Annotated in this window: 19 protein-coding genes and 3 pseudogenes; 7 read left to right on the forward strand and 15 right to left on the reverse strand. The window is 70.4% G+C overall.

The window, feature by feature from the left end:
- Positions 1–8: 8 nt before the first annotated feature.
- Genes ACF07B_RS13860 through ACF07B_RS13870 form a run of 3 tightly spaced genes read right to left on the reverse strand, consistent with a single transcriptional unit; the run spans position 9 to position 2,637 of the window.
- Positions 9–1,211: a thiolase family protein gene (locus tag ACF07B_RS13860; protein ID WP_392179116.1), complete on the reverse strand. Its 1,203-nt coding sequence runs from the start codon at positions 1,209–1,211 to the stop codon at positions 9–11.
- Positions 1,208–1,855: a CoA transferase subunit B gene (locus tag ACF07B_RS13865; protein WP_369481098.1), complete on the reverse strand. Its 648-nt coding sequence runs from the start codon at positions 1,853–1,855 to the stop codon at positions 1,208–1,210. Before ACF07B_RS13865 ends, ACF07B_RS13860 begins: the two co-directional genes overlap by 4 nt.
- Positions 1,855–2,637, reverse strand: a complete 783-nt coding sequence (locus ACF07B_RS13870; protein WP_392179117.1) for a CoA transferase subunit A — start codon at positions 2,635–2,637, stop codon at positions 1,855–1,857. Before ACF07B_RS13870 ends, ACF07B_RS13865 begins: the two co-directional genes overlap by 1 nt.
- 315 nt (positions 2,638–2,952) lie before the next feature.
- Here ACF07B_RS13870 and ACF07B_RS13875 point away from each other — a divergent pair, with 315 nt between their 5' ends.
- Positions 2,953–3,417 carry a MarR family winged helix-turn-helix transcriptional regulator gene (locus ACF07B_RS13875; protein WP_369481100.1) on the forward strand — a complete coding sequence of 155 codons (465 nt, stop codon included), beginning with the start codon at positions 2,953–2,955 and terminating at the stop codon, positions 3,415–3,417.
- 86 nt (positions 3,418–3,503) lie between these two features.
- Here ACF07B_RS13875 and ACF07B_RS13880 read toward each other — a convergent pair whose 3' ends face one another.
- Together ACF07B_RS13880 and ACF07B_RS13885 are read right to left on the reverse strand one after the other, a co-directional pair.
- Positions 3,504–4,487, reverse strand: a complete 984-nt coding sequence (locus ACF07B_RS13880; protein ID WP_392179210.1) for a DUF3048 domain-containing protein — start codon at positions 4,485–4,487, stop codon at positions 3,504–3,506.
- A 168-nt stretch (positions 4,488–4,655) separates the two neighbouring features.
- Positions 4,656–5,726: an ATP-dependent DNA ligase gene (locus ACF07B_RS13885; RefSeq protein WP_392179118.1), complete on the reverse strand. Its 1,071-nt coding sequence runs from the start codon at positions 5,724–5,726 to the stop codon at positions 4,656–4,658.
- Between the two features lie 74 nt (positions 5,727–5,800).
- Here ACF07B_RS13885 and ligD point away from each other — a divergent pair, with 74 nt between their 5' ends.
- Together ligD and ACF07B_RS13895 are read left to right on the forward strand one after the other, a co-directional pair.
- The gene (gene ligD, locus ACF07B_RS13890) at positions 5,801–6,829 is read left to right on the forward strand and encodes a non-homologous end-joining DNA ligase (RefSeq protein ID WP_392179119.1); all 1,029 of its coding nucleotides are present in this window, start codon (positions 5,801–5,803) and stop codon (positions 6,827–6,829) included.
- A 190-nt stretch (positions 6,830–7,019) separates the two neighbouring features.
- Entirely contained in the window at positions 7,020–8,057 is a 1,038-nt protein-coding gene (locus tag ACF07B_RS13895) for a LacI family DNA-binding transcriptional regulator (RefSeq protein WP_392179120.1), read from the forward strand.
- A 204-nt stretch (positions 8,058–8,261) separates the two neighbouring features.
- Here the strand turns inward: ACF07B_RS13895 and ACF07B_RS13900 are convergent, their stop codons facing one another.
- On the reverse strand, positions 8,262–9,053 hold the full coding sequence (locus ACF07B_RS13900; RefSeq protein ID WP_392179121.1) for a VOC family protein: 792 nt from the start codon (positions 9,051–9,053) through the stop codon (positions 8,262–8,264).
- 271 nt (positions 9,054–9,324) lie between these two features.
- On the opposite strand from ACF07B_RS13900, the gene ACF07B_RS13905 reads away from it, so the two are divergent.
- Positions 9,325–9,570, forward strand: coding sequence for a WhiB family transcriptional regulator (locus ACF07B_RS13905; RefSeq protein WP_362399813.1), 246 nt, complete (start codon positions 9,325–9,327; stop codon positions 9,568–9,570).
- Positions 9,571–9,780: 210 nt separating this feature from the next.
- On the opposite strand, the gene ACF07B_RS13910 is transcribed toward ACF07B_RS13905, so the two are convergent.
- From ACF07B_RS13910 to ACF07B_RS13920, 3 genes are all read right to left on the reverse strand, one after another.
- The gene (locus ACF07B_RS13910; protein ID WP_369481144.1) at positions 9,781–10,758 is read right to left on the reverse strand and encodes an acyl-ACP desaturase; all 978 of its coding nucleotides are present in this window, start codon (positions 10,756–10,758) and stop codon (positions 9,781–9,783) included.
- 212 nt (positions 10,759–10,970) lie between these two features.
- Positions 10,971–11,747: a dimethylargininase gene (gene ddaH / locus ACF07B_RS13915; protein WP_392179122.1), complete on the reverse strand. Its 777-nt coding sequence runs from the start codon at positions 11,745–11,747 to the stop codon at positions 10,971–10,973.
- Positions 11,748–11,876: 129 nt separating this feature from the next.
- Complete coding sequence (locus ACF07B_RS13920) at positions 11,877–13,511, reverse strand: ABC-F family ATP-binding cassette domain-containing protein (RefSeq protein ID WP_392179123.1); 1,635 nt, start codon at positions 13,509–13,511, stop codon at positions 11,877–11,879.
- 301 nt (positions 13,512–13,812) lie between these two features.
- Between ACF07B_RS13920 and ACF07B_RS13925 the strand changes: the two genes are divergently transcribed.
- Positions 13,813–14,502, forward strand: coding sequence for a GPP34 family phosphoprotein (locus ACF07B_RS13925; RefSeq protein ID WP_392179124.1), 690 nt, complete (start codon positions 13,813–13,815; stop codon positions 14,500–14,502).
- Between the two features lie 239 nt (positions 14,503–14,741).
- On the opposite strand, the gene ACF07B_RS13930 is transcribed toward ACF07B_RS13925, so the two are convergent.
- From ACF07B_RS13930 to ACF07B_RS13950, 5 genes and pseudogenes are all read right to left on the reverse strand, one after another.
- A complete protein-coding gene (locus tag ACF07B_RS13930; RefSeq protein WP_392179125.1) occupies positions 14,742–14,876 on the reverse strand; it encodes a hypothetical protein in 135 nt (44 codons plus the stop codon).
- 418 nt (positions 14,877–15,294) lie between these two features.
- Positions 15,295–15,665, reverse strand: a pseudogene (locus tag ACF07B_RS13935) (YybH family protein).
- A gap of 44 nt (positions 15,666–15,709) precedes the next feature.
- Positions 15,710–16,438 (reverse strand): SDR family NAD(P)-dependent oxidoreductase, encoded by a 729-nt coding sequence (locus ACF07B_RS13940; RefSeq protein WP_392179126.1) that lies wholly within the window; start codon positions 16,436–16,438, stop codon positions 15,710–15,712.
- Positions 16,435–16,731: a muconolactone Delta-isomerase family protein gene (locus ACF07B_RS13945; RefSeq protein WP_328777397.1), complete on the reverse strand. Its 297-nt coding sequence runs from the start codon at positions 16,729–16,731 to the stop codon at positions 16,435–16,437. The genes ACF07B_RS13940 and ACF07B_RS13945 overlap by 4 nt, the downstream gene beginning before the upstream one ends.
- A gap of 507 nt (positions 16,732–17,238) precedes the next feature.
- Positions 17,239–18,190 (reverse strand): annotated as a pseudogene (locus ACF07B_RS13950) (transposase); the annotation flags it as partial.
- Between ACF07B_RS13950 and ACF07B_RS13955 the strand changes: the two are divergent.
- Together ACF07B_RS13955 and ACF07B_RS13960 are read left to right on the forward strand one after the other, a co-directional pair.
- Complete coding sequence (locus tag ACF07B_RS13955; RefSeq protein WP_392179217.1) at positions 18,072–18,335, forward strand: hypothetical protein; 264 nt, start codon at positions 18,072–18,074, stop codon at positions 18,333–18,335. The pseudogene ACF07B_RS13950 and the gene ACF07B_RS13955 overlap by 119 nt on opposite strands.
- 159 nt (positions 18,336–18,494) lie before the next feature.
- Complete coding sequence (locus ACF07B_RS13960; protein WP_392179127.1) at positions 18,495–18,818, forward strand: hypothetical protein; 324 nt, start codon at positions 18,495–18,497, stop codon at positions 18,816–18,818.
- A 1,401-nt stretch (positions 18,819–20,219) separates the two neighbouring features.
- Here ACF07B_RS13960 and ACF07B_RS13965 read toward each other — a convergent pair.
- A pseudogene (locus ACF07B_RS13965) lies at positions 20,220–20,546 on the reverse strand (Eco29kI family restriction endonuclease); the annotation flags it as partial.
- Positions 20,547–20,632 lie beyond the last annotated feature (86 nt).

Genomic DNA, 20,632 nt, shown 5'->3' on the forward strand with positions numbered 1-20,632 from the left:
TCGACTTCCTAGCGTTCGAGGACGAGGGCGAGGCCCTGGCCCACGCCGATGCAGAGGGTGGCGACACCGACTCCGGTTCCCTTGCGGGCGAGTTGGTGGGCGACGGTGCCGGCGAGCCGGGCACCGGAGGCGCCGAGGGGGTGGCCGAGGGCGATGGCGCCGCCCTGCGGGTTGAGGATCGCGGGGTCGAGCTCGGGCCATTCGGCGACACAGCCGAGGACCTGGGCGGCGAAGGCCTCGTTCAGTTCCAGAGTCGACAGATCGTCAAATCCCTTGCCCGACTTGGCGAGTGCCCGCTTCACCGCCTCGACGGGGGCGAGCCCGAAGTACTGCGGATCGATCGCGGACACGCCGGTGGCGGAGACCCGGGCGAGGGGTTCACGGCCGGTGGCTTCGAGTCCCTCCGCATCGACGAGCAGCAGGGCCGCCGCGCCGTCGTTGAGGGGAGAGGCGTTGCCCGCGGTCACGGTGCCCCCCTCCGTACGGAAAGACGGCTTCAGCCGGGCCATGGCGTCCAGGGACGCGTCCGCGCGTACGCACTCGTCGGCGCCGAACACGATCGGGTCGCCCTTGCGCCGGGGGAGGGACAGCGGGGCGATCTCGGCGTCGAACAGGCCTTCCGCCCGCGCCCGGGCCGCCTTCCGGTGGCTGCCCAGGGCGAACTCGTCCTGCTGCTCGCGCGTGATCTTGTGCTTGTCCGCGATGAGTTCGGCGGATTCGCCGAGCGGGATGGTCCACTGCGGGTCCATCCGGGGATTGACCATGCGCCAGCCGAGGGTCGTGGAGTACAGCTCGGCGTGCCCGGCGGGGAACGGCCGGTCGCTCTTGGGCAGGACGTACGGGGCGCGGGTCATCGACTCGACGCCACCGGCCAGGGCGATCGAGGCGTCGCCGAGAGCGATGGCGCGGGCCGCCTGGATGACGGCTTCGAGCCCGGAGGCACAGAGCCGGTTGACGGTCACGCCCGGCACGGAGGTGGGCAGTCCGCCGAGGAGGGCGGCCATCCTGCCCACGTTGCGGTTCTCCTCGCCCGCGCCGTTGGCGTTGCCGAAGTACACGTCCTCGATCCGCGCCGGGTCCAGCTCCGGGGTCCGGGCGAGGAGTTCGCGGATGGCGTGGGCGGCCAGGTCGTCCGGGCGTACGGCGGCCAGCGAGCCGTTGTACCTGCCGATCGGCGTCCGGACGGCATCGACGATGTAGACGTCCTTCACGACGGGATCTCCTCCACGACACGGATCTCGGCGGCGGTCTTCGCCCTGATCTCCTCGGCTGTGACACCCGGCGCGGTCTCCACGAGCAGGAGTCCCCCGTCGGTGACGTCGAGGACGCCCAGATCGGTGATGATCCGGTTCACACACGCCTTCCCGGTGAGTGGCAGCTCGCACTCACGGAGGATCTTGGGCGAGCCGTCCTTGGCGGTGTGGGTCATCACGACGATGACCGTCCGGGCCCCGTGGACGAGGTCCATCGCACCGCCGATGCCGGTGATCATCTTGCCCGGGACGGCCCAGTTGGCGAGGTCGCCGCCCGCCGACACCTGCATCGCGCCCAGCACCGCGACGTCGATGTGCCCGCCGCGGATCATCCCGAAGGACAGGGCGGAGTCGAAGTACGAGGCACCCGGCAGGACCGTGACGGTCTCCTTGCCGGCGTTGATGAGGTCCGGGTCGACCTGGTCCTCGGCGGGGTAGGGGCCGGTGCCCAGGATGCCGTTCTCCGACTCCAGGATCACCTCGACGCCGGCGGGGAGGTGGTTGGGGATCAGGGTCGGCAGGCCGATGCCGAGGTTCACGTACTGGCCGTCCCTCAGTTCACGTGCGGCGCGGGCCGCCATCTCTTCCCTGCTCCAGGCCATCAGTCACTCACCGTCCTGTCCGCCGCGGGCGACGAGACCGTCCGCTTCTCGATCATCTTGGCGTCCGCCTGCTCGCGGGTCAGGGCCACGACGCGCTGCACGAAGATGCCGGGCAGGTGCACGGCGTCCGGATCGATCCCGCCCGGTTCCACGAGTTCCTCGACCTCGGCGATCGTCACCCTGCCGGCCATCGCGGCGAGCGGGTTGAAGTTCCGGGAGGACTTGTTGAACACGAGGTTGCCGTGCCGGTCGCCCTTCGCGGCCCGTACCAGCGCGAAGTCGGTGCGGATGCCGCGCTCCAGCACGTACGCGGTGCCGTCGAAGTCGCGTACCTCCTTCGGCGGGGAGGCCAGCGTGACGCCGCCCTGGCCGTCGTACCGCCACGGCAGCCCGCCCTCGGCGACCTGGGTGCCGACCCCGGCCGGCGTGTAGAACGCGGGGATCCCGGCACCCCCCGCGCGCAGTCGCTCGGCCAGCGTGCCCTGCGGGATCATCTCGACCTCCAGCTCCCCGGCCAGGTACTGCCGTGCGAACTCCTTGTTGGCGCCGATGTACGAGCCGGTGACCCGGGAGATGCGTCCGGCGGCCAGCAGGGTGGCGAGCCCGGAGTCCATGGCCCCGCAGTTGTTGGAGACGACCCCGAGTCCCTGGACGCCACGCTCGTGGAGCGCCTGGATCAGCACGTTCGGAACGCCACTGAGGCCGAATCCGCCGACCGCCAGGGTCGCGCCGTCCGGTACATCGGCCACCGCCTCCAGCGCCGTGGCGACCACCTTGTCCATCCGTGAAGCCTCATCTCTCCCGAGTGTCCTGCTGCCCTGCGCCCAAATTAATCAGGGCACTGAGTATTTCTGCGAGGTGGTCAACACGCTGCCACCCGGACCTCGGTCCGTCAAGACTTCGGATGTGCGCATCAATTCGACGGATCGGCAAGGTCGACAGAGGCGGGACAGCCGCCAGGGAGGGCAGGTATCGTTCAGTGCACCAACGAATTCAGAGCATCGATGAACCCGGAGCGCCGACGAGACGCGGGGCATCGACGCACACCACCCCGGTGCGGCGCCGTCACCGGCGCGTACCGGACCCAAGGAGCGCACATGGCCGCGGTGGACCTCTCCACCCACCCCGGGCACCTGGCCCGGCGACTCCAGCAGGCCCACTACCTGCTGTGGAACACGATGGTCTCCGAGGAGATCACCTCGCCCCAGTTCGCGGTCCTGAACGCGCTGGTCGCCGAACCCGGCCTCGACCAGCGCACGGTGGGGGAGCGGGTGGGACTCGACCGGTCCACGATCGCCGAGGTCATCAGCCGGCTCGGGCGCCGCGCGTTGCTGGACAAGGTGCGCGACCCGCAGGACGGACGGCGCTTCCTGCTCCGCCTCACGGACGACGGGCTGCGCGTCCACCGGAAGCTGACCGTGCGCACCGCGCGCATGAACCAGGTCTTCCTGGCTCCCCTCTCCGCCGAGGAACAGGGCCTCTTCTTCGATCTCATCCAACGCGTCTCGGACGCCGCCGAGGGGCTCCGCAACCCCGCGGAACCCCTCCGCGCTCAGCACTGAGGGCCGACGTCCTCCGGGGCGGGGGCCGGAGCGGGGGTTCGGCCGGCCCGGCCGCTCGTGGGTGTCCATGCCCGGGTGTCCGGAACTCAGGCCTTGGCGAGGATCACCCACACCTGGCCCGGGGCGAAGTTCATGGGTGTGCCGTCCGGACCGGTGAACCGTGTGCCGTCGGCCGCCGCGGGACGCGTCCACCGCGCGTCGAAGGCGCGGCCGTCGCGCAGTACCTGGGCGGTGCCCGAGCCCACCGACTCCGTGAAGGGAGTGTTGTTGCCGAGGAAGTCGTGGTACCTCGAAGCGCGCACCTTCACGTACTGGATGACCACCGTCGCCGGAGCCACCGTGGCGCCGTCGGTCGTCACCGTCGGCGTTCCGTCCATCGCCACCAGCCAGCGCTCGCGGTCGGGCGACCAGGTGAAGGTGAAGCGGGCCGACGGGAAGCGGACCGTGCGGGAGGCCTCCGGGGTGCCGCCCTCGGGTGCCGCGCCGAAACGGAAGCCCGTGGTCAGCGCGGCGTCGCCGGGCGCGGAGTCCATCAGCCGCCGCGGACGCAGATACAGATTGTGCGGCGCGGCCTTGCCCGTGCCCCGGTACCAGGCGTCGGGCACCTTCCCGGCCGGCTCGGGATCCAGCGGAGCGTCGTCGATCAGGGGCAGGAGCTTGTGCTGGGCCCCGGAGAAGGCGAGCGTCGGCTCGTGGAACTGTCTGAGCAGTTCGAGATCCGACTCGCGGGCACTGCGTACGGGCCCGACGCTGTCGGGCAGGGTGCTCGCGAAGACCGCCATCAGCCGGCTCAGACCGCCCTCGACCTGCTCCGCGTAGACCACGTCCGCCGCGTCGAGCCCCGTCTGGGGGCGGGCGTCGGGCGCGTTGTCGATCTTCACGGCGAGCACCGGGCCGGCGTTCGAGACGCCCGTCCCCCTGTCGCTCGGGCTCTGGCTCTGGCTCGGGGACCGGCCGTCGTCGGTCCTCCCGCCGCCCGAGGTGCAGCCCGTCGTCAGGGAGCCTGTCACCATGACGGCCAGCAGTCCCGCCGTCCACGCGCCACGCCGCGTCCGAACCAACTCTCGTATGCCCACCGTGCCACCTGTCCCGTGCCATCGATTGTGCGTTCATCAGTTCATCGGTGGCCATACCCGATCGTTTCTGATTGCGCGCGGCGACTGAGTCGATCGGCTCAGCGGGACGATCCGTGCAGGGTCGAAGAGGGGCGCGGAGGAAGCGGCTCCGTTCCCGGCGCGTCAGCTCCGCGGCCCCAGGATCTCCGCCAGGTCGTAGCCGACCGGCTCCTCCAGTTGTCCGTACGTGCAGCTCTCGGCGGTACGGTCGGGGCGCCATCGGCGGAAGCGGGCCGTGTGGCGGAACCGTACGCCGTTCTCCATGTGGTCGTAGGCCACCTCGGCCACCCGCTCTGGCCGGATCGGGATCCAGGACAGGTCCTTCTTGGCCGACCATCTGCTGGGCGCGCCCGGCAGCCGGGCCGTCTCGTGCGCCGACTCCTTCGCCCAGGCCGCCCACGGATGCCCGGCCGCGTCCTTGAGCCGCAAGGGTTCCAGCTCCTCCACCAGTTCCGCCCGCCGCTTCATGGTGAACGCGGCGCTGACGCCCACGTGCTGGAGCGTGCCCTCCGTGTCGTACAGGCCGAGCAGCAGCGACCCGACGACCGGTCCGCTCTTGTGGAAGCGGTAGCCCGCGACGACGACATCCGCCGTCCGCTCGTGCTTGATCTTGTACATGGCACGCTCGTCCCGCAGATACGGCAGCGTGAGGGGTTTCGCCATGACGCCGTCGAGCCCCGCCCCCTCGTACTGCTCGAACCACCGCTGCGCCACCTCGCGGTCCGTGGTCGCCGGCGCCACGTGCACCGGCGCCGTCACCCCGGACAACGCCTTCACCAGCAGCGCGCGCCGCTCGCTCAGTGGCACCTCCAGCAGCGAGGCATCGGCCAGGGCCAGCATGTCGAAGGCCACGAAGGAGGCGGGGGTCCGCTCGGCCAGCATCCGCACGCGTGAGTCCGCGGGATGGATCCGTTCCGTGAGCGCGTCGAAGTCGAGCCGCCCGTCCCTGGCGATCACGATCTCCCCGTCCATCACACAGCGCTCCGGCAACCGCTCCCGCAGCGCCTCGACGAGCTCCGGAAAATACCTGGTCAGCGGCTTGCCGGTGCGGCTGTCGATCTCCATCTCGTCGCCGTCGCGGAACACGACGGCCCGGAATCCGTCCCACTTCGCCTCGTAATGCATGTCCGGCGGGATCTTCGCCACCGACTTGGCGAGCATCGGCTTCACGGGGGGCATCACCGGCAGATCCATACTTCGATTCTGCGCGGTGCCGCGGGCATCCGCCCGGTGTGCGGGGCCCGCGAGCTGCGCCTACCGTGGCTCGCATGGGCGATGCGGTGGAACTCGAAGCGGCCGGCAGGAGCGTTCGTCTGTCCAGCCCGGACAAGATCTTCTTCCCGGAGCGCGGGTTCACGAAGCTGGACCTCGCCCAGTACTACCTCGCCGTCGGTGAGGGCATCCTGCGCGCCCTCCGCAACCGTCCCACCACGCTGGAGCGCTACCCGGACGGGGTGACCGGCGAGTCCTTCTTCCAGAAGCGGGCGCCCAAGAACATGCCCGACTGGATCCCGACCGCCCACATCACCTTCCCCAGCGGCCGCAGCGCCGACGAGATGTGTCCCACCGAGCCCGCCGCCGTGCTGTGGGCCGCGCAGTTCGGCACGCTCACCTTCCATCCGTGGCCGGTCCGCCGTGACGACGTCGACCGCCCCGACGAACTGCGCATCGACCTGGACCCGCAGCCCGGCACGGACTACGCGGACGCGGTACGCGCCGCCCACGAACTGCGCGAGGTCCTGCACGAGTACGGAGGTCTGCGGGGCTGGCCCAAGACCTCCGGGGGCCGCGGCCTGCATGTCTTCGTGCCGATCCAGCCGCGCTGGACCTTCACCCAGGTGCGCCGGGCCGCCATCGCCGTCGGGCGCGAGCTGGAACGCCGTATGCCCGATCAGGTCACCACCGCCTGGTGGAAGGAGGAGCGGGGCGAGAAGATCTTCGTGGACTACAACCAGACCGCTCGGGACCGCACCATCGCCTCGGCCTATTCCGTACGGCCCCGCCCGCACGCCCCGGTCTCAGCGCCGCTGCGCTGGGACGAGGTGCAGGACGCCCGGCCCCGGGACTTCGACCTGGCGACCATGCCGGGGCGCTTCGCCGAACTCGGCGACGTGCACGCCGACATGGACGATCACGCCTTCTCCCTGGAGGCGCTGCTGGAACTCGCCAGCCGCGACGAGCACGACCACGGCCTCGGCGACCTCCCGTACCCGCCCGAGTACCCGAAGATGCCGGGCGAGCCCAAGCGGGTGCAGCCGAGCCGAGCGAAGCACGAGGACGCCCCGCAGGACACGTGACTCCCCGGACGGCCCCGTCCCGGCGGCCCTGCCCGGCTGTTCGGGACCCGGTCCCGCCCGGGCCCGTCGGCGCCGAACTTCCGCCGCGGCGGGATCGGTTCGAGCCGTTCTCGGTGATCGGGGAGCACTTCCACAGAGCGAGCGGCCACGCGGCTATCCTGATCCGCATCCGCCGAGGAGGTGCCCTGAGGTGACCGAGACAGCGTCGCGCCCCACGCTGGAGGCCGTGGCAGCGCGGGCCGGGGTCTCCCGGGCCACCGTGTCACGGGTCGTGAACGGCGGGGACGGGGTCCGTGAACCGCTCGTCGAGCGCGTGCGCCGGGCCGTCGAAGAGCTCGGGTACGTGCCGAACCAGGCCGCCCGCAGCCTTGTCACCCGACGCCACGACGCGGTCGCCGTCGTGATCGCCGAGCCGGAGACCAGGGTCTTCGCCGACCCCTTCTTCGCGCTCCAGCTCCGCGGCATCAGCAAGGAACTGACAGCCAACGACTCGCAACTCGTCCTGCTGCTCACGGAAGGCCGCGACGACCACGCCCGCGTCGCCCGCTACCTCGCCGGCGGCCACGTCGACGGCGCGCTCGTGTTCTCGCTGCACCTCGACGACCCGCTGCCGGGCCTGATCCACGGCGCCGGTGTGCCCACCGTGTTCGGCGGACGGCCCGGCTGGGGCGACGGCGTCCGCGAAGCGGTCTACGTCGACTGCGACAACCGCGGGGGAGCCCGTCAGGCCGTTCGCCACCTCCTCGGCCTCGGGCGGACCCGCATCGCCCACATCACCGGCGCCCTCGACCAGACGTCCGCGGTCGACCGGCTCGACGGCTTCCGTGACGTCATGACCGACGCCGATCCGGCGCTCGTCGCGCAGGGCGACTTCACCCCCGCCGGCGGCGAACGCGCGATGCGGGAACTGCTGGAGCGCCGTCCCGACCTGGACGCGGTGTTCGTGGCGAACGACCTGTCGGCGCTCGGCGTGCTGCGCGTGCTGCGTGAGCACGGGCGCCGGGTGCCCGACGACGTGGCCGTGATCGGCTTCGACGACATGCTGCCGATCGCCGAACAGACGGATCCGCCCCTGACGACGGTGCGTCAGGACATAGAGGAGATGGGCCGCTTGATGGCCCGGCTGCTGATCCGCGGCCTGGAGGGCGGGGCAGGGGCCGAGGACACGGCCCCCGAGGCCCCCGGAGTGGTCCTGCCGACGACGGTGGTGCGGCGGGCTTCGGCGTAGGACCGACGTCGGCGTGTGGCGGGCTTCGGCGTGGGACTCACGACGGCGGTGTGGCGGGCTTCGGCGTGGGACTCACGACGGTGGTGCGACAGGCATGGGCTCAAGGACCCACGACGCTCGTGCGTCGGGGCTCGCCCAGGGGCCGAAACCCATCGGCGCGGGCCGACAGGCTTCGGCGTCGGGCCGGTTCGCCGGCCGGGCGCGTCAGTTCTGGCGTGGTGCGCTCGTGATCACCGCGAAGCGGGCCCCGTACGGATCGGCGAGCTTGGCGAAGCGGCCGACGCCCTCCATGTCCGTGGCGGGCATCCGGACCGTACCGCCGAGTTCCCGGGCCTCGGCGACCACGGCGTCCGTGTCGGGGACCTCGATGTACGGCAGCCAGTACGCGCCGGTCCTCGCCTCGACCGGGTCGTCGGCGAGCGGGACGAGGCCGCCGAACATGCCCTCCTCCTCGGTCCCCGCCGGGTTGATACAGGTGTACGTCCCGCCCGGGAACTCGACCGCCGAGGTGTTCCACCCGAAGACCGCGTGGTAGAACGCGGCGGCGGCCGCGATGTCCGGGGTGCAGAGCTCGACCCAGCACAGGGAGCCCGGGTCGCCGGCCAGGCCCAGGCCCTCGGTCCGGCCCGGCTGCCAGACGCCGAAGGTCACGCCCGCCTGATCGGCGAGCATGGCCATGTGCCCCTCGCCCATCACGTCCATGGGCGGCACGAGCACCGTGCCCTTGGTGTGCTCGACCGCCTTGGCGGTGGCCTCGGCGTCCGCGGTCCGGAAGTAGACGTTCCAGGACGGCGGGCCCTGCTCGGCGGTGATCTGCATGCCCCCGGCCACGGTCCTGCCGTCGACCTGGAAGAAGCCGTAGCCTCCGGCGTCGGGCCCCGCCGACCGGAACCGCCAGCCGAAGAGGCCTCCGTAGAAGGCGATGGCACCCTCGATGTCGGCCGTGCCGACATCCAGCCAGTTCGGGGAGCCGTTGACGAAGCGGGTGGTGAGCATGATTGCCCTCCTTCGAGGGGTCTCGTCGCGTTTGATGCCGAGTCTTCCACCGCCCACCGACAATCGCCGTGGAGACGCGCAAACCGCCCGGATCGCCGGAGTCTGTCACTCAAGGTGTCCGCCGCGCTTCGGATTGTCGCCGTTTTCTCCCGCGCGCCGCCGTGCCCGAGCCCTCCCCGGCGGGCCATCATCGAGGCCGCCGGAAGCCTTGGTACGTCGCGTTGATCCCGCGTTGATCGAACGTTTTTCGCCGTCGGGCACGCTCTTGACCATGTACTCGGTAACCATCACTCCGTCCGACCTCGCCTGGCAGGAGCAGGCGCTGTGCGCGCAGACGGGGGCGGACTTCTTCTTTCCCGAACCGGGCAGCTCGGTGCGCGAGGCGAAGCGCATCTGCGGGATGTGCGCGATGCGCCCCGCGTGCCTCGACTACGCGCTGAGCAACGACGAACGCTTCGGTGTGTGGGGCGGACTCTCCGAGAAGGAGCGTCTCGGCCTGCGGCGCGCCCTGGAGTGACACGAGCCCCCGCGCGGCGTCGGCCGCGCGGGGGCTCGGAGAGCGGGGTTTCGGACCGGCTGCCCGGCAGGTACGCCCGGACCGGCTGTCCGGCAGGACCGGTCCGGACCGGACGCGCGCCGGCAGGACCTGAACCCGGCCGGGGTGCCCGTGGCCGCGTCGGTGAGAGCGGCGCCCCGAAGGCCGGGGTCACCGTCCTCGCGGGAGGGGCTACGCCTTGCCGCGGGCGGCCATCCGGGCCTTGCGGGCGGCCAGCTTCTCGTCGAACTTCGAGGCCTCGGTGTCGAGGCCGCCCATGAAGTAGCCGAGCTCCTCCTGCGCCTTGAGGCCCTCGGGGCCGAGGCCGTCGATCTCCAGGACCTTGAGGTGACGCAGCACCGGCTGGAGCACGTCGTCGTGGTGGATGCGCAGGTTGTAGATCTCGCCGATGGCCATCTGCGCGGCCATGCGCTCGAAGCCGGGCATGCCGTGACCGGGCATCCGGAAGTTGACGACGACGTCGCGGCAGGCCTGCATGGTCAGGTCGGGGGCGAGCTCGAACGACGCCTTCAGGAGGTTGCGGTAGAAGACCATGTGCAGGTTCTCGTCGGTCGCGATGCGTGCCAGCATGCGGTCGCAGACCGGGTCGCCCGACTGGTGACCGGTGTTGCGGTGCGAGACGCGGGTCGCCAGCTCCTGGAACGCGACGTACGCGACCGAGTGCAGCATCGAGTGGCGGTTGTCCGACTCGAAGCCCTCGCTCATGTGCTGCATCCGGAACGCTTCGAGCTTGTCCGGGTCCACGGCGCGCGAGGCGAGCAGGTAGTCGCGCATCACGATGCCGTGCCGGCCCTCCTCCGCCGTCCAGCGGTGCACCCAGGTGCCCCAGGCGCCGTCACGGCCGAAGAGGGACGCGATCTCGTGGTGGTAGCTCGGGAGGTTGTCCTCGGTGAGCAGGTTGACGACGAGCGCGATCCGGCCGATCTCGGTGACCTTGGACTGCTCCTTGTCCCAGGCCTCGCCGTCCTCGAAGAACCCGGGGAAGTTGCGGGCGTCGCTGAAGGGCACGTACTCGTGCGGCATCCAGTCCTTGGCCACCTTCAGGTGACGGTTCAGCTCCGTCTCGACGACTTCCTCCAGCGCGAACAGCAGGCGAGCGTCGGTCCAGGCGGCTGCCGGGCTGCCGAGGTCGGGGGAAGTGATCGTCACGGGTGCTCCAGGGAGGGACGGGACAACGAGCGTAAAGCCAACCTACGGCATCGTAGGCTACGTCTCCGTAGGTTACGACTCCGTAGGTTAAGAAGCCTGTAAAGGTCGCTGATCAGCGGTGTTACGGGCGCGGACGCCCCCGCTTCCCGGCGCACACCGGAGGGACCCGGGGCGTCGAGGGCCGGAGCCGTACGGATGGTTCGCTCACTCGGTCAGGCGTACAGCTCCCGGAGCCTCACCGAGAGACACGTCACACAGCCTTCGAGCTTCTCGAACTCGCCGATGTCCACCACGACCGGTTCATGGCCGAGGTCGGCGAGCAGTTCGGCGGTCTTCGGGGCGGACGCGGCCATCAGCAGCTTGCCGCCTCCCAGGAGCACCACGTGCGCCCCGGACTCCTCCGGCACCGCGAGGAAGCGGGGGAAGAGCGAGGGGGTGTCCACGAGCGGTTCGTGTCCGATCACCGTCCCGTCGGGCAGCGCGGTGACGGCCGACTTCAGATGCAGCACCTTGCTGACGGGAACGGCGACGACCCGCGCCCCGAGCGGTTCGAAGACCGCGCGCAGCTGCTGGATCCCGGCCGCGTTCGTCCGGCCGCCGCGGCCCACGTAGATGGTGTCGCCCACCTTCAGGACGTCGCCCCCGTCGAGGGTGCCCGGATCCCAGATCCAGTTCACCGAGCAGCCGAGGCGTGCCACGGCCTCCTCCACCCCAGGGGTCTCGGCGCGACGGGACTCGGCGCCCGGGCGGGCGATGAGGGCGACGTTGCGGAAGACGACGACGGCGTCCTCGACGAACACCGAGTCCGGGCAGTCCTCGGCCGGGTCCACCTCGACGGTCTCCCAGCCGTGCGTACGCAGTGCCTCGGTGTACGCCTCCCACTGCTCGACCGCGAGATCGACGTCCACCGCGGTGCGTTCCACGTGCGTCACCAGGCCCTCGGCGAGGCGGGGGCTGGGCCTGCGTACGAGCGCTTTCTGAGGGGGCACGGGCGGGTCTCCGAATCGGCTGGGGGTGTCGGCGCAACATCATGCAGCGCGGTTCACGCGCGCAAAAGCCCCCCGGCCGGACACCGGGCACCGCCCACCCCCGAACCTAGGCCGCCCCCGCTTCCCGCACTATGAGGAATACCCGACAGTTTCCGGAGCGATTTCTTTCAGTTCTCCTCCTTCCAGCAGCAGTCGTCGCGTGATGCCGATCGACTCCAGGAACGGCATGTCGTGGCTGGCGACGATCAGGGCCCCTTCGTACGACTCCAGGGCCGTGGTGAGGCGGCGGACGCTCGCCATGTCGAGGTTGTTCGTCGGCTCGTCGAGCATCAGGAGCTGCGGGGCGGGGTCGGCCAGCATCAGGGCCGCCAGCGCCGCGCGGAAGCGTTCGCCGCCGGAGAGCGTCGCCGCCCGCTGGTCGGCCTTCGCCCCCTTGAACAGGAAGCGGGCGAGACGGGCCCGGATCCGGTTGTCGGTGGCGGCCGGCGCGTACCGGGCCACGTTCTCGGCGACGCTCAGATCGTCGTCCAGGACGTCGAGCCGCTGCGGCAGGAAGCGCAGGGGAACATGGGCGCGCGCCTCGCCGGACACGGGTTCCAGCTCCCCGGCGATCGTGCGCAGGAGGGTCGTCTTGCCCGCTCCGTTGCGCCCGATGAGCGCGACGCGTTCGGGGCCGCGAAGATCGAACACGCCGTTCACCCGCGTGCCGTGCTCCAGCTCCAGCCGGTCGAGGGTGAGGACGTCGCGCCCCGGCGGAACGGCCGTGTACGGCAGGTCGATCCGGATCGCGTCGTCGTCCCGTACGGCCTCCACCGCCTCGTCGAGACGCTCCTTCGCCTCGCTGAGCCTGCCCTCGTGCAGGAGCCGGTGTTTGCCCGCGGACTCCTGGGCCGACCGCTTGCGCGCGCCCATGACGATCTTCGGCTCGCGCTTCTGCTCGGCCATCTTCTGCCCGTACCGCCTGCGCCGGGCCAACTTGACCTGGGCGTCGACCAGTTCGCGTTTCTGTTTCTTCAGATCGGACTCGGCGACGCGCACCATGCGTTCCGCCGCCTCCTGTTCGGCGGCGAGCGCCTCCTCGTACGCGGAGAAGTTCCCGCCGTACCAGCTGACCTCGCCGGAGTGCAGATCGGCGATCTGGTCGGCCAGGTCGAGGAGTTCGCGGTCGTGGCTGACCACGACCATGACGCCGGACCAGGCCTCCACGGCCGCGTACAGCCGTCGTCGCGCGTACAGGTCGAGGTTGTTGGTGGGCTCGTCGAGCAGGAGGACGTCGGGCCGGCGCAGCAGGAGCGCGGCCAGCCGCAGCAGCACCGACTCGCCACCGGACACCTCACCGACCGTGCGGTCCAGGTCGATGTGCCCGAGGCCGAGTTCGCCGAGGGTCGCGCGGGCCCGCTCTTCGACGTCCCAGTCGTCGCCGACGACGTCGAAGTGCTCCTCGGACGCGTCGCCCGCCTCGATCGCGTGGAGGGCGGCGCGGACCGCGCGGATGCCGAGCGCCTCGTCGACCCGCAGCGTGGTGTCGAGGGTGACGTTCTGCGGCAGATGGCCGACCTCGCCCGCGACCCGGACGGTGCCGTCCGCCGGGGTGAGTTCTCCGGCGATCAGCTTCAACAGGGTTGATTTGCCTGATCCGTTGACGCCGACGAGTCCGGTGACACCCGGCCCGAAGGCGACCTGGAGACCGTCGAAGACGTCGGTGCCGTCAGGCCAGGCGAAGGACAGGGCGGAGCAGGTGATGGAGGTGGGGAACGTTGACATGAGGGCCTCGCGATTGCTGGATGCGGTCGGGGGTACGCGTACGGGACACCGCGAGGCGACGACGATCCAGTTCGGAGGAGAGCGAGAGAAAGGCTCCGCACCCAAGGACGGCTCGAACGCCGAGGTCGCACGCTGCGCACACGGGTCCGACGGGACCAGACGGGTGTGACGCGGTGTCTCAGACCTCAGACGAGCAACGTCCTTCTCCATTCGACGGCAACAGAACCGCTATACACCGTAGGGGCGGTCCTGAGGGCTGTCAAAGGATTAACGCGCCCCACCGACGAACCGAGGAGACCACGTGCCGAACGGCCCGCTGTCGTTGCCCGCCCGGCTCTACCTCCTGGCGTGGGACACCACGAAACGGAGCATCACCGGGTCCACCCACCTCCACCACCTGGTGCGCGCCGGGGCTCTCACCGAACTCGCCCAGCGCGGGCTCCTCGTCGACGACGACGGCATCGTCACCCCCGTCGACCCCGACTCCCGGACCGGGGACGTCGTTCTCGACGGGCTCCTGGAACTCGTGTCGGAGTCCCGGCCCCGCGGGTGGAAGCCGTGGGTCACCTCACGGGCCCGGGTCACCCTGGACGCCGTCCGCGCCCAGCTCGCCGCCGACGGATATCTGCGGGCGGAGCGCAAGCGCGTGCTCGGGATCTTCCCGTCCGTCGAGTACGAGCTGGACCGGGTGCCCGCGGTGGAGGCGCTGCGCGGGCAGGCGCGCGAGGTGCTGGAGGGACCGGTGCCCGTCGCCGACGTCGGCGACCGTGACGCGGCCCTCGTCGCCCTGGCCACCGCCGCCGAGCTCCGCACCTTCGCCTCGTCCAAGGAGCGGGTGCTCCACAGGGCCCGCATCGACGAGCTCACCGAACGCGGAGGAGCGGCGGCTCCCGCTCTGCGGAAGGTCATCCAGGACGTCCGTACGGCGGTGGTCGTGGCGGCCACGACGGCGTCCGCCCAGGCGGCCACGGCGGCCACCACGGCGAACTGAACCGGCGCGGCCGAGGCGTGCCCCGGGGAGCGCGGCTTCCCCGGGGCGTCGTGCCGCCCGGCTACGGGTCCTCGTCACGAGGCGGTGCGACGCCCGGCTACGGGTCCCGTCACGAGGCGGTGCGACGCTCCACGGCGGGGACCCGTTGGCGCGGGGACCGGCACAGGGCTGTGCTCAGCTGCATGATCCGAAGTGAGCCGATCCGGGGCGGACGGCGGGCAAACGCCGCACGTTGCCAGCTACGGCAGCCTGCTCCCGTAGCTCTCCTGGTGCTGGGCGGCCAGCAGGGAGATCGCGAGGGTCTTGAAGGAAGCGCGCCGACCGCGCCCCCACCAGCCGACAGCTCCTGTTGTGGAACGAGGCACGCGGTCCATTTCGTCGTGATCGCGGCGTCACCGCCACCATGGCTGGGCAACTGCCGAAGATTAGCGCAGACTTCGGCGGCAGCCGCGAGACGGAGGACGTTCTAAAGGGGCCCAACATGACGACGAGTCCTGCAGAACGAGACGTAGCTGTTCAGCAGCTCAACTCTCGCTCCATCAGACTGAGCCAGACGTCTGTCAGTGACGCTGCTGAGATCATCGACAGCATGAAGGTGAACGGCTGGGCCGGCGATCCGACGGACGTGGTGCGGATGCCTGACGGCGGTCTGACGACCGTGGACAACGGTCCCGTCGACCGGTGTGGGTCGAGCGTAGAAGTGGCTCGGCGCCTGGTCGGCGACGCTCAGGGGGCGCTAACGGTGCCCTAAGGTTCCGCTCGAACGGGGCCGCCGCCGGCCCCGTTCGCGGGTCAGCCGAGGCGGGAGACCTGGTAGTGGCCGATCAGCCGCCCCTGCGGTGTCCGCTCGACCAGCACGCTGAGGTTGACGGTGAGCGTGGGGCGGTCGGTGAACACGAAGTCGACGCTCAAGTAGCCGAGCACCAGGTCGTCGGCCGGCTGCCTGGTTTCGAGGATCCGGTAGTCGGCGGTCATGCCGAGCGGCTGGGAGTCGTAGTAGGCGGCGATGCCCGCCGGCCGACGGTGTAGGGGTGCAGGCCCTGGAAGATCGCGTCCTCGGTGAAGCAGGCAGCGACCCGCTCGGGGGCGTGCGCGTCGACGGCGGCCTTCCATTCGTCGAGGATGCTGCGCAGTGCCTGCTCGTGGTCCGCTGTGGTGCTCATCGGAGTTCCTCTCTCGTGATCCGCGCCGGTGCTCGGCGCCCGGCTCAGCGTCCGGCGCTCCGGCCGCCGTCGATGTGCAGGATCTCGCCGGTGACGAACGGGGCGTTCTCCAGGAAGACGACCGCGTCGACCACCTCGGCGACCTCGCCCATTCGGCCCAGTGGATGCAGCGCGGCAAGGGCGTCCCGGGTCTCGGCCGAGTAGGACGGGGCGCGGATGACGCCCAGCGAGACGGTGTTGACCCGGATGCCGCGGGCCGCGTACTCGATCGCCAGCGAGCGGGTGACCGCGTTCAGCCCGCCCTTGGTGAGCGAGGCGAGCGCCGAGGAGACCCGGGAGTCCGCGTGGTCGACCAGGCTGGTGGAGATGTTGACCAGGTGGCCGCCGCCTTCGCGGGCGAGCATCGCGGCGATCGCGCTGCGGGAGACCTCGAAGAAGCCGCGGAGGTTCACCCCGGTCACGGCTTCGTAGTCCTCGTCGGTGTAGTCGGTGAACGGCTTCGCGATGTAGATCCCGGCGTTGTTGATCAGGGTGTCCACCCGGCCGAAGCGCTCCAGCGCCTGCTCGACCACCCGGGCGCCGACGCCCGGCTCGGCCAGGTCGCCCCGCACCGCCAGCACCTCGGGGTCCTCCGACGGGGCGATGGACCGGGACACGGCGACCACCGCGTGGCCGAGCTCGCGGTAGGCGGTGAGCAGCGCGGCGCCGATGCCCTGGGAGGCGCCGGTGACGACGGTGACCTTCCGGGTGGCGAGCTTCTGGTCGGTGCTCATCCGGTGCCGGCGGGGTCGTTGGGGTGCGGGGAGAGCGGGGTGACCTCGTCGGTGCGCCAGATCCGCAGCGGCATCGAGGCGAGGACCTCCTCCAGCCGGTCGGCGTCGGCGGCGGCGAAGAGCCCGAGCGTGCGCCACTCGCCCGGTTGCAGCGGCGGGCGCCACAGCCGGAGCAGGTGCCCTTGCGCCGCGAGCTCGCGTGACCGGGCGGCCTCGCGGGTGCGGATGTCCTCGACGGCCTGCTCCGAGGTCCCGTCCGGGACGTGGGTGGTCATCGTGACCAGGTACTCCATGATCATCTCCTTCTGGGGCGTGACCCCCTCCAGCATCCGGCCTCGCCACGCCCGCCGCTCGCGCGGACCCACCGGCCCGCTCGGCCGGACGGGTGAGCACCGGGCCGGCACCCGCCGGCACCGAACGGATCAACTGTCTTAAGAAGGGTGTCCCTGAGACCCGGGGCGACGGGGTTCTGCTCCGGATCGGCAAGCAGGCGGGCCCTTACCGTAGGACGTATCCGATGGGCTCACCCTGGACCGGATGGGACGGCAACTGACATGGCAGACCTGCTGACCGGCGACGACCTGACTGAGGGCTTCGCCTATCCGCCCGAGTTCCTCCGGGTCGTCGAACTCGGCCTCACGGATCTGGAGCCGTGGTGGATCATCGATGGTGATCTTCTGAGGTCTGGCATGCGCCTGCTGGCCTCCGCCTACCCGACACGCCGACTTGTCCTGTTCGCCAAGCGCGAGGACAACGATGACGTAGCGTGCTGGGACCTGGATACGCAGACGTTGCCGTCGTGCACATGGGCGCCACCCCCCGGCTGGGAGCAGCGGGGCCCGCGGTTCGCGAACTTCAATTCCTGGCTCCGACAGGCGATCGAGGAAGCGCAGGATCATGTCCTCGTAGCGTTTGAACCGGCGGATCAGTTTGCTCGCCTCGTCGGCGAGCGGTCCGCGGCGGCCGGTGTTGTGGGTGCGGCCGTGGGCGAGCGCGCCGAGGTAGCGGTTGCGGACCCGGGCCAGTTCGTACGCGGGCAGCGCGTCGAAGCCTGCGGTACGGGCTTGCTCGGCGGCGTCCTTGGCTGCGAGGAGGGTGTCGGCCATGGCCTTGGCCCACAGTTGTCCGGCCGGGTCGCCGTCGTGCACGCTGCGCAGGTCGCGCAGCAGGTGGGCGCCGCACCAGGCGTGGAGCACGTGGTCGAGGTGGGTGTAGCCGTTGTAGCCGTCGCGGACCAGGACGCCGTCGAAGGCGGGCCAGATCCCGCCGGCGTCGATCGTCTCCTTGGTGCGGTCGCCGGTGTGCATGGCGGTGAGGTACTCGGTGCACGCCACGGGCAAGTACACGTTCGCCCCGCCCGCGCGGGCGATCGTCTCATCGGCGTGCGCCACGGGCGCGGCGGCGATCAGCTCCCGCACCCGGGGCAGGAACGCGACCTCGCGCAGCCGGGCCGCGCGGGAGCGCACCGAGGCGATGAACCCGGTCGACACCTGCGCGCCGAGCAGGGTGGCGAGCACGCCGGCGGTGCGGCGCACCGGCAGGTGGTGCGCGCACAGCAGCCACGCGGCGCGGGCGGCCAGTCGCGGCCCGTACTGAGCGCGGCCCCCTCGCCCGGGCGGGCACGCCGCCGACCGTGGTGGTACCGCAGCCGGTGCAGGTCTTCGCCACGATGCGGTGCTCGGTCACGTGCGGGCGCGGCGGGGCGGGTGCATCGAACACCTGGTGCCGCCGCTCGTCGAACCCTGGCACGCCGGTCTGTGTCGCGGTGCTCGTTGACGCGGATCTCGAACTGGATGACCTCAATCGTGTTGGGGTCGCCGGGCCGCTGGAGCATGTTCAGCCCGGTGTAGATGCGGCGTTCCTCGTTCCACGCCGCGCCTTTACCGGGGCCGAATGACTCCAGCATCGACTGGGGCACGACGATCCGGCCCTTGCCGTTCTTCGCCGATCCCCATGTCCTGGGCGAGGGCGTCGGCAGCGGGCCGTCATGGCTTCACCGAGTCCCCTCAGGAGCCCCTGGGCGTTCTCCCGACCTGTGTTCCCGGCGTCGGCCTGGGTGAGCTTCAGGACGGTGCTCATGGCGCTGGAGTGCTTCCCCCAGGCGGCGTTCCCGCCCAATCCGAACACCGGCAGCCACAAGATGATCGCCGGAGCCCACGGCACCTACTCGGGATCAGTCCAGCTGCGCATGCTGGGGCCCTACCTGCTGGCCAACGCGATGAAGAATGTCTTCAGCGGCGTCGACCGCCAGCACACGCTCAACCGGCACCTGGGCTCGCACAAGGCCTCCGCCGATTCATCCCGCAGAGAGTTCGCCTTCGCGGCGCTGCTCAACAGCCAGGCACTGCTGCGCCTGGTGGACCGCTACCTATACGTCTGACCGTCCGTCGTGCCCGGACCACGCAAGCAGTGCCTGGAACTCCCCGACAACTAGGAAGATACCGAGCAGGACTTCTGAACTGCCCTTCCAGCCGATCCACGTGGGCTTGGAAGACGGCCACAGAGTCCGGCATGCGTTGCCGCGATGGGCAGTCTGTGCTTACTCAGCACTGGATCCTCTGGGATTCCGAGCTCTTCCTTGGCGGCGTCAAGGAACGGCCCCCGCTTCTCGTGCAAGAAGCGCTGCAGTTCGTGCGCTGTGCCCGTGGTACCCGTTCGGCTCACGGGGTCTGGAAGCACGTCCGCGACAGGAAGTGGGACCAGGCTTGCCTGCTTCCCAGCCCCTTAACATCCGCTGTGCCATCCGCTCTGCCAGGACTATCGGCCGGTGGGCAGACATGACCCAACGAGGCGGCGGGAGCTACTCGGACCGTTCCTCACCGGTCAGAGCACGGCTCATAGCCTCTGAGGTCCTGGCACCTGCTCGGGGAAGGTTCAGCCATGTCCCGTCTCACGCCCGGGAACTCCAAGGTTCTCGCTCGCCAGTGTGAGGGACGGGCGACTGCTCCGAGAGCGACGGACCCGGCCAGGGCAACGGAGAGATGTTCCAAGACTCGGCCCCTCACGAAGTCGAATGCAAAGAACCGCACAACCAGCGCCGTCCAGAGCACTACACAGGCTCCGGCAACCAAGGCGGCGCGCCCGGCAATCACGACCAGTCTCAATCGGCGGGGAAGATGCTGGTGCAGAACTGCAAGGACGACCGGCACGACGATCGCGGCCAGACAGACAACAGGCGATCGCGATGGCAGGCCTGTAAAGACTTGCAGCGTTGACTACCAGGCGTTGTCCGGCCACAAAGTCCGTGCCGTCGCCCGGAGACGAAGGAGCCGTCATGCCGCAGAGGCCAGAACCCGTCAGTCAGCCGGAATACCTAACTGAGAAGCAGTGGATCGATCTCGCCTTCGCCGTGATGCGCGGCGTGGTCGAGGGGTGCCGGACGGCGGAACTTGGATTGGACCCCGCTCTGCTCTCGGACCTGGGCACGGCTGCGGTGAATGGGCTCCGGGCTCACTTGGATCAGGTGATGGCGGAGTCGCCAGACTGATGACTCGTGCTCCGAGGAGTGGCTACAGGGACGCCGAGGAACGACACGCCTCCTGGCTGGCGAAGCAGATCGGCTAGTCCCTCATCGGCCCCCGCCAGGAGCAATCCCCGATCAGGCCGACCCAGCCGGCCATGTGCTCAAGCGGCGGCCCCTACAACGGCAGTTTCGCTCACCGATCCTGGGACTGCGCGTGGGCCGTCAGCGCGCCGAGCTGGTGGCCGGGCGCCGAGCAGGAGCCACGGCCTTCTCATACCGGGCGGTCGGCCGATGAAGGCTAGGAAGAACAGGCGGCATCTACGACGGGGCGGTCCTCTTGAAGTGCTCCCGAACCGCCCTGCGCAGCTCTGCACGGCTCAGCCTGGCCGACTGCTGCTCCGTGGCCCAGGAGCGGCCCGGATGCAGTTCATCCCAGGACGACCGCGGACTCAGCCTGCTCCTGCCGGGGTAGTGGTTGCCGAAGCCTTCAGCGGCCACGTTCCACACCGGCAAGTGGTTACTGATCATCAGCCGTTCCGGGCCCGTCATCCAGATCCCTTCGACCGGCAGGCATCGAGCCTGGAAGTCCTCGGCATCGAGATCGCTGATCTGGTCCAATGACGAGCGGTGCTCGGCCAGCCTGCGGTTGAGAGCACCGGACTAACGTGAACTCGGCCTCTCGCGAAACTCACCCACCGGGCGGCACTTGCCGACATAGACGGGCATGGTGT

The organism is Streptomyces sp. NPDC015532, from assembly GCF_043078065.1.
Classification (GTDB): Bacteria; Actinomycetota; Actinomycetes; order Streptomycetales; family Streptomycetaceae; genus Streptomyces.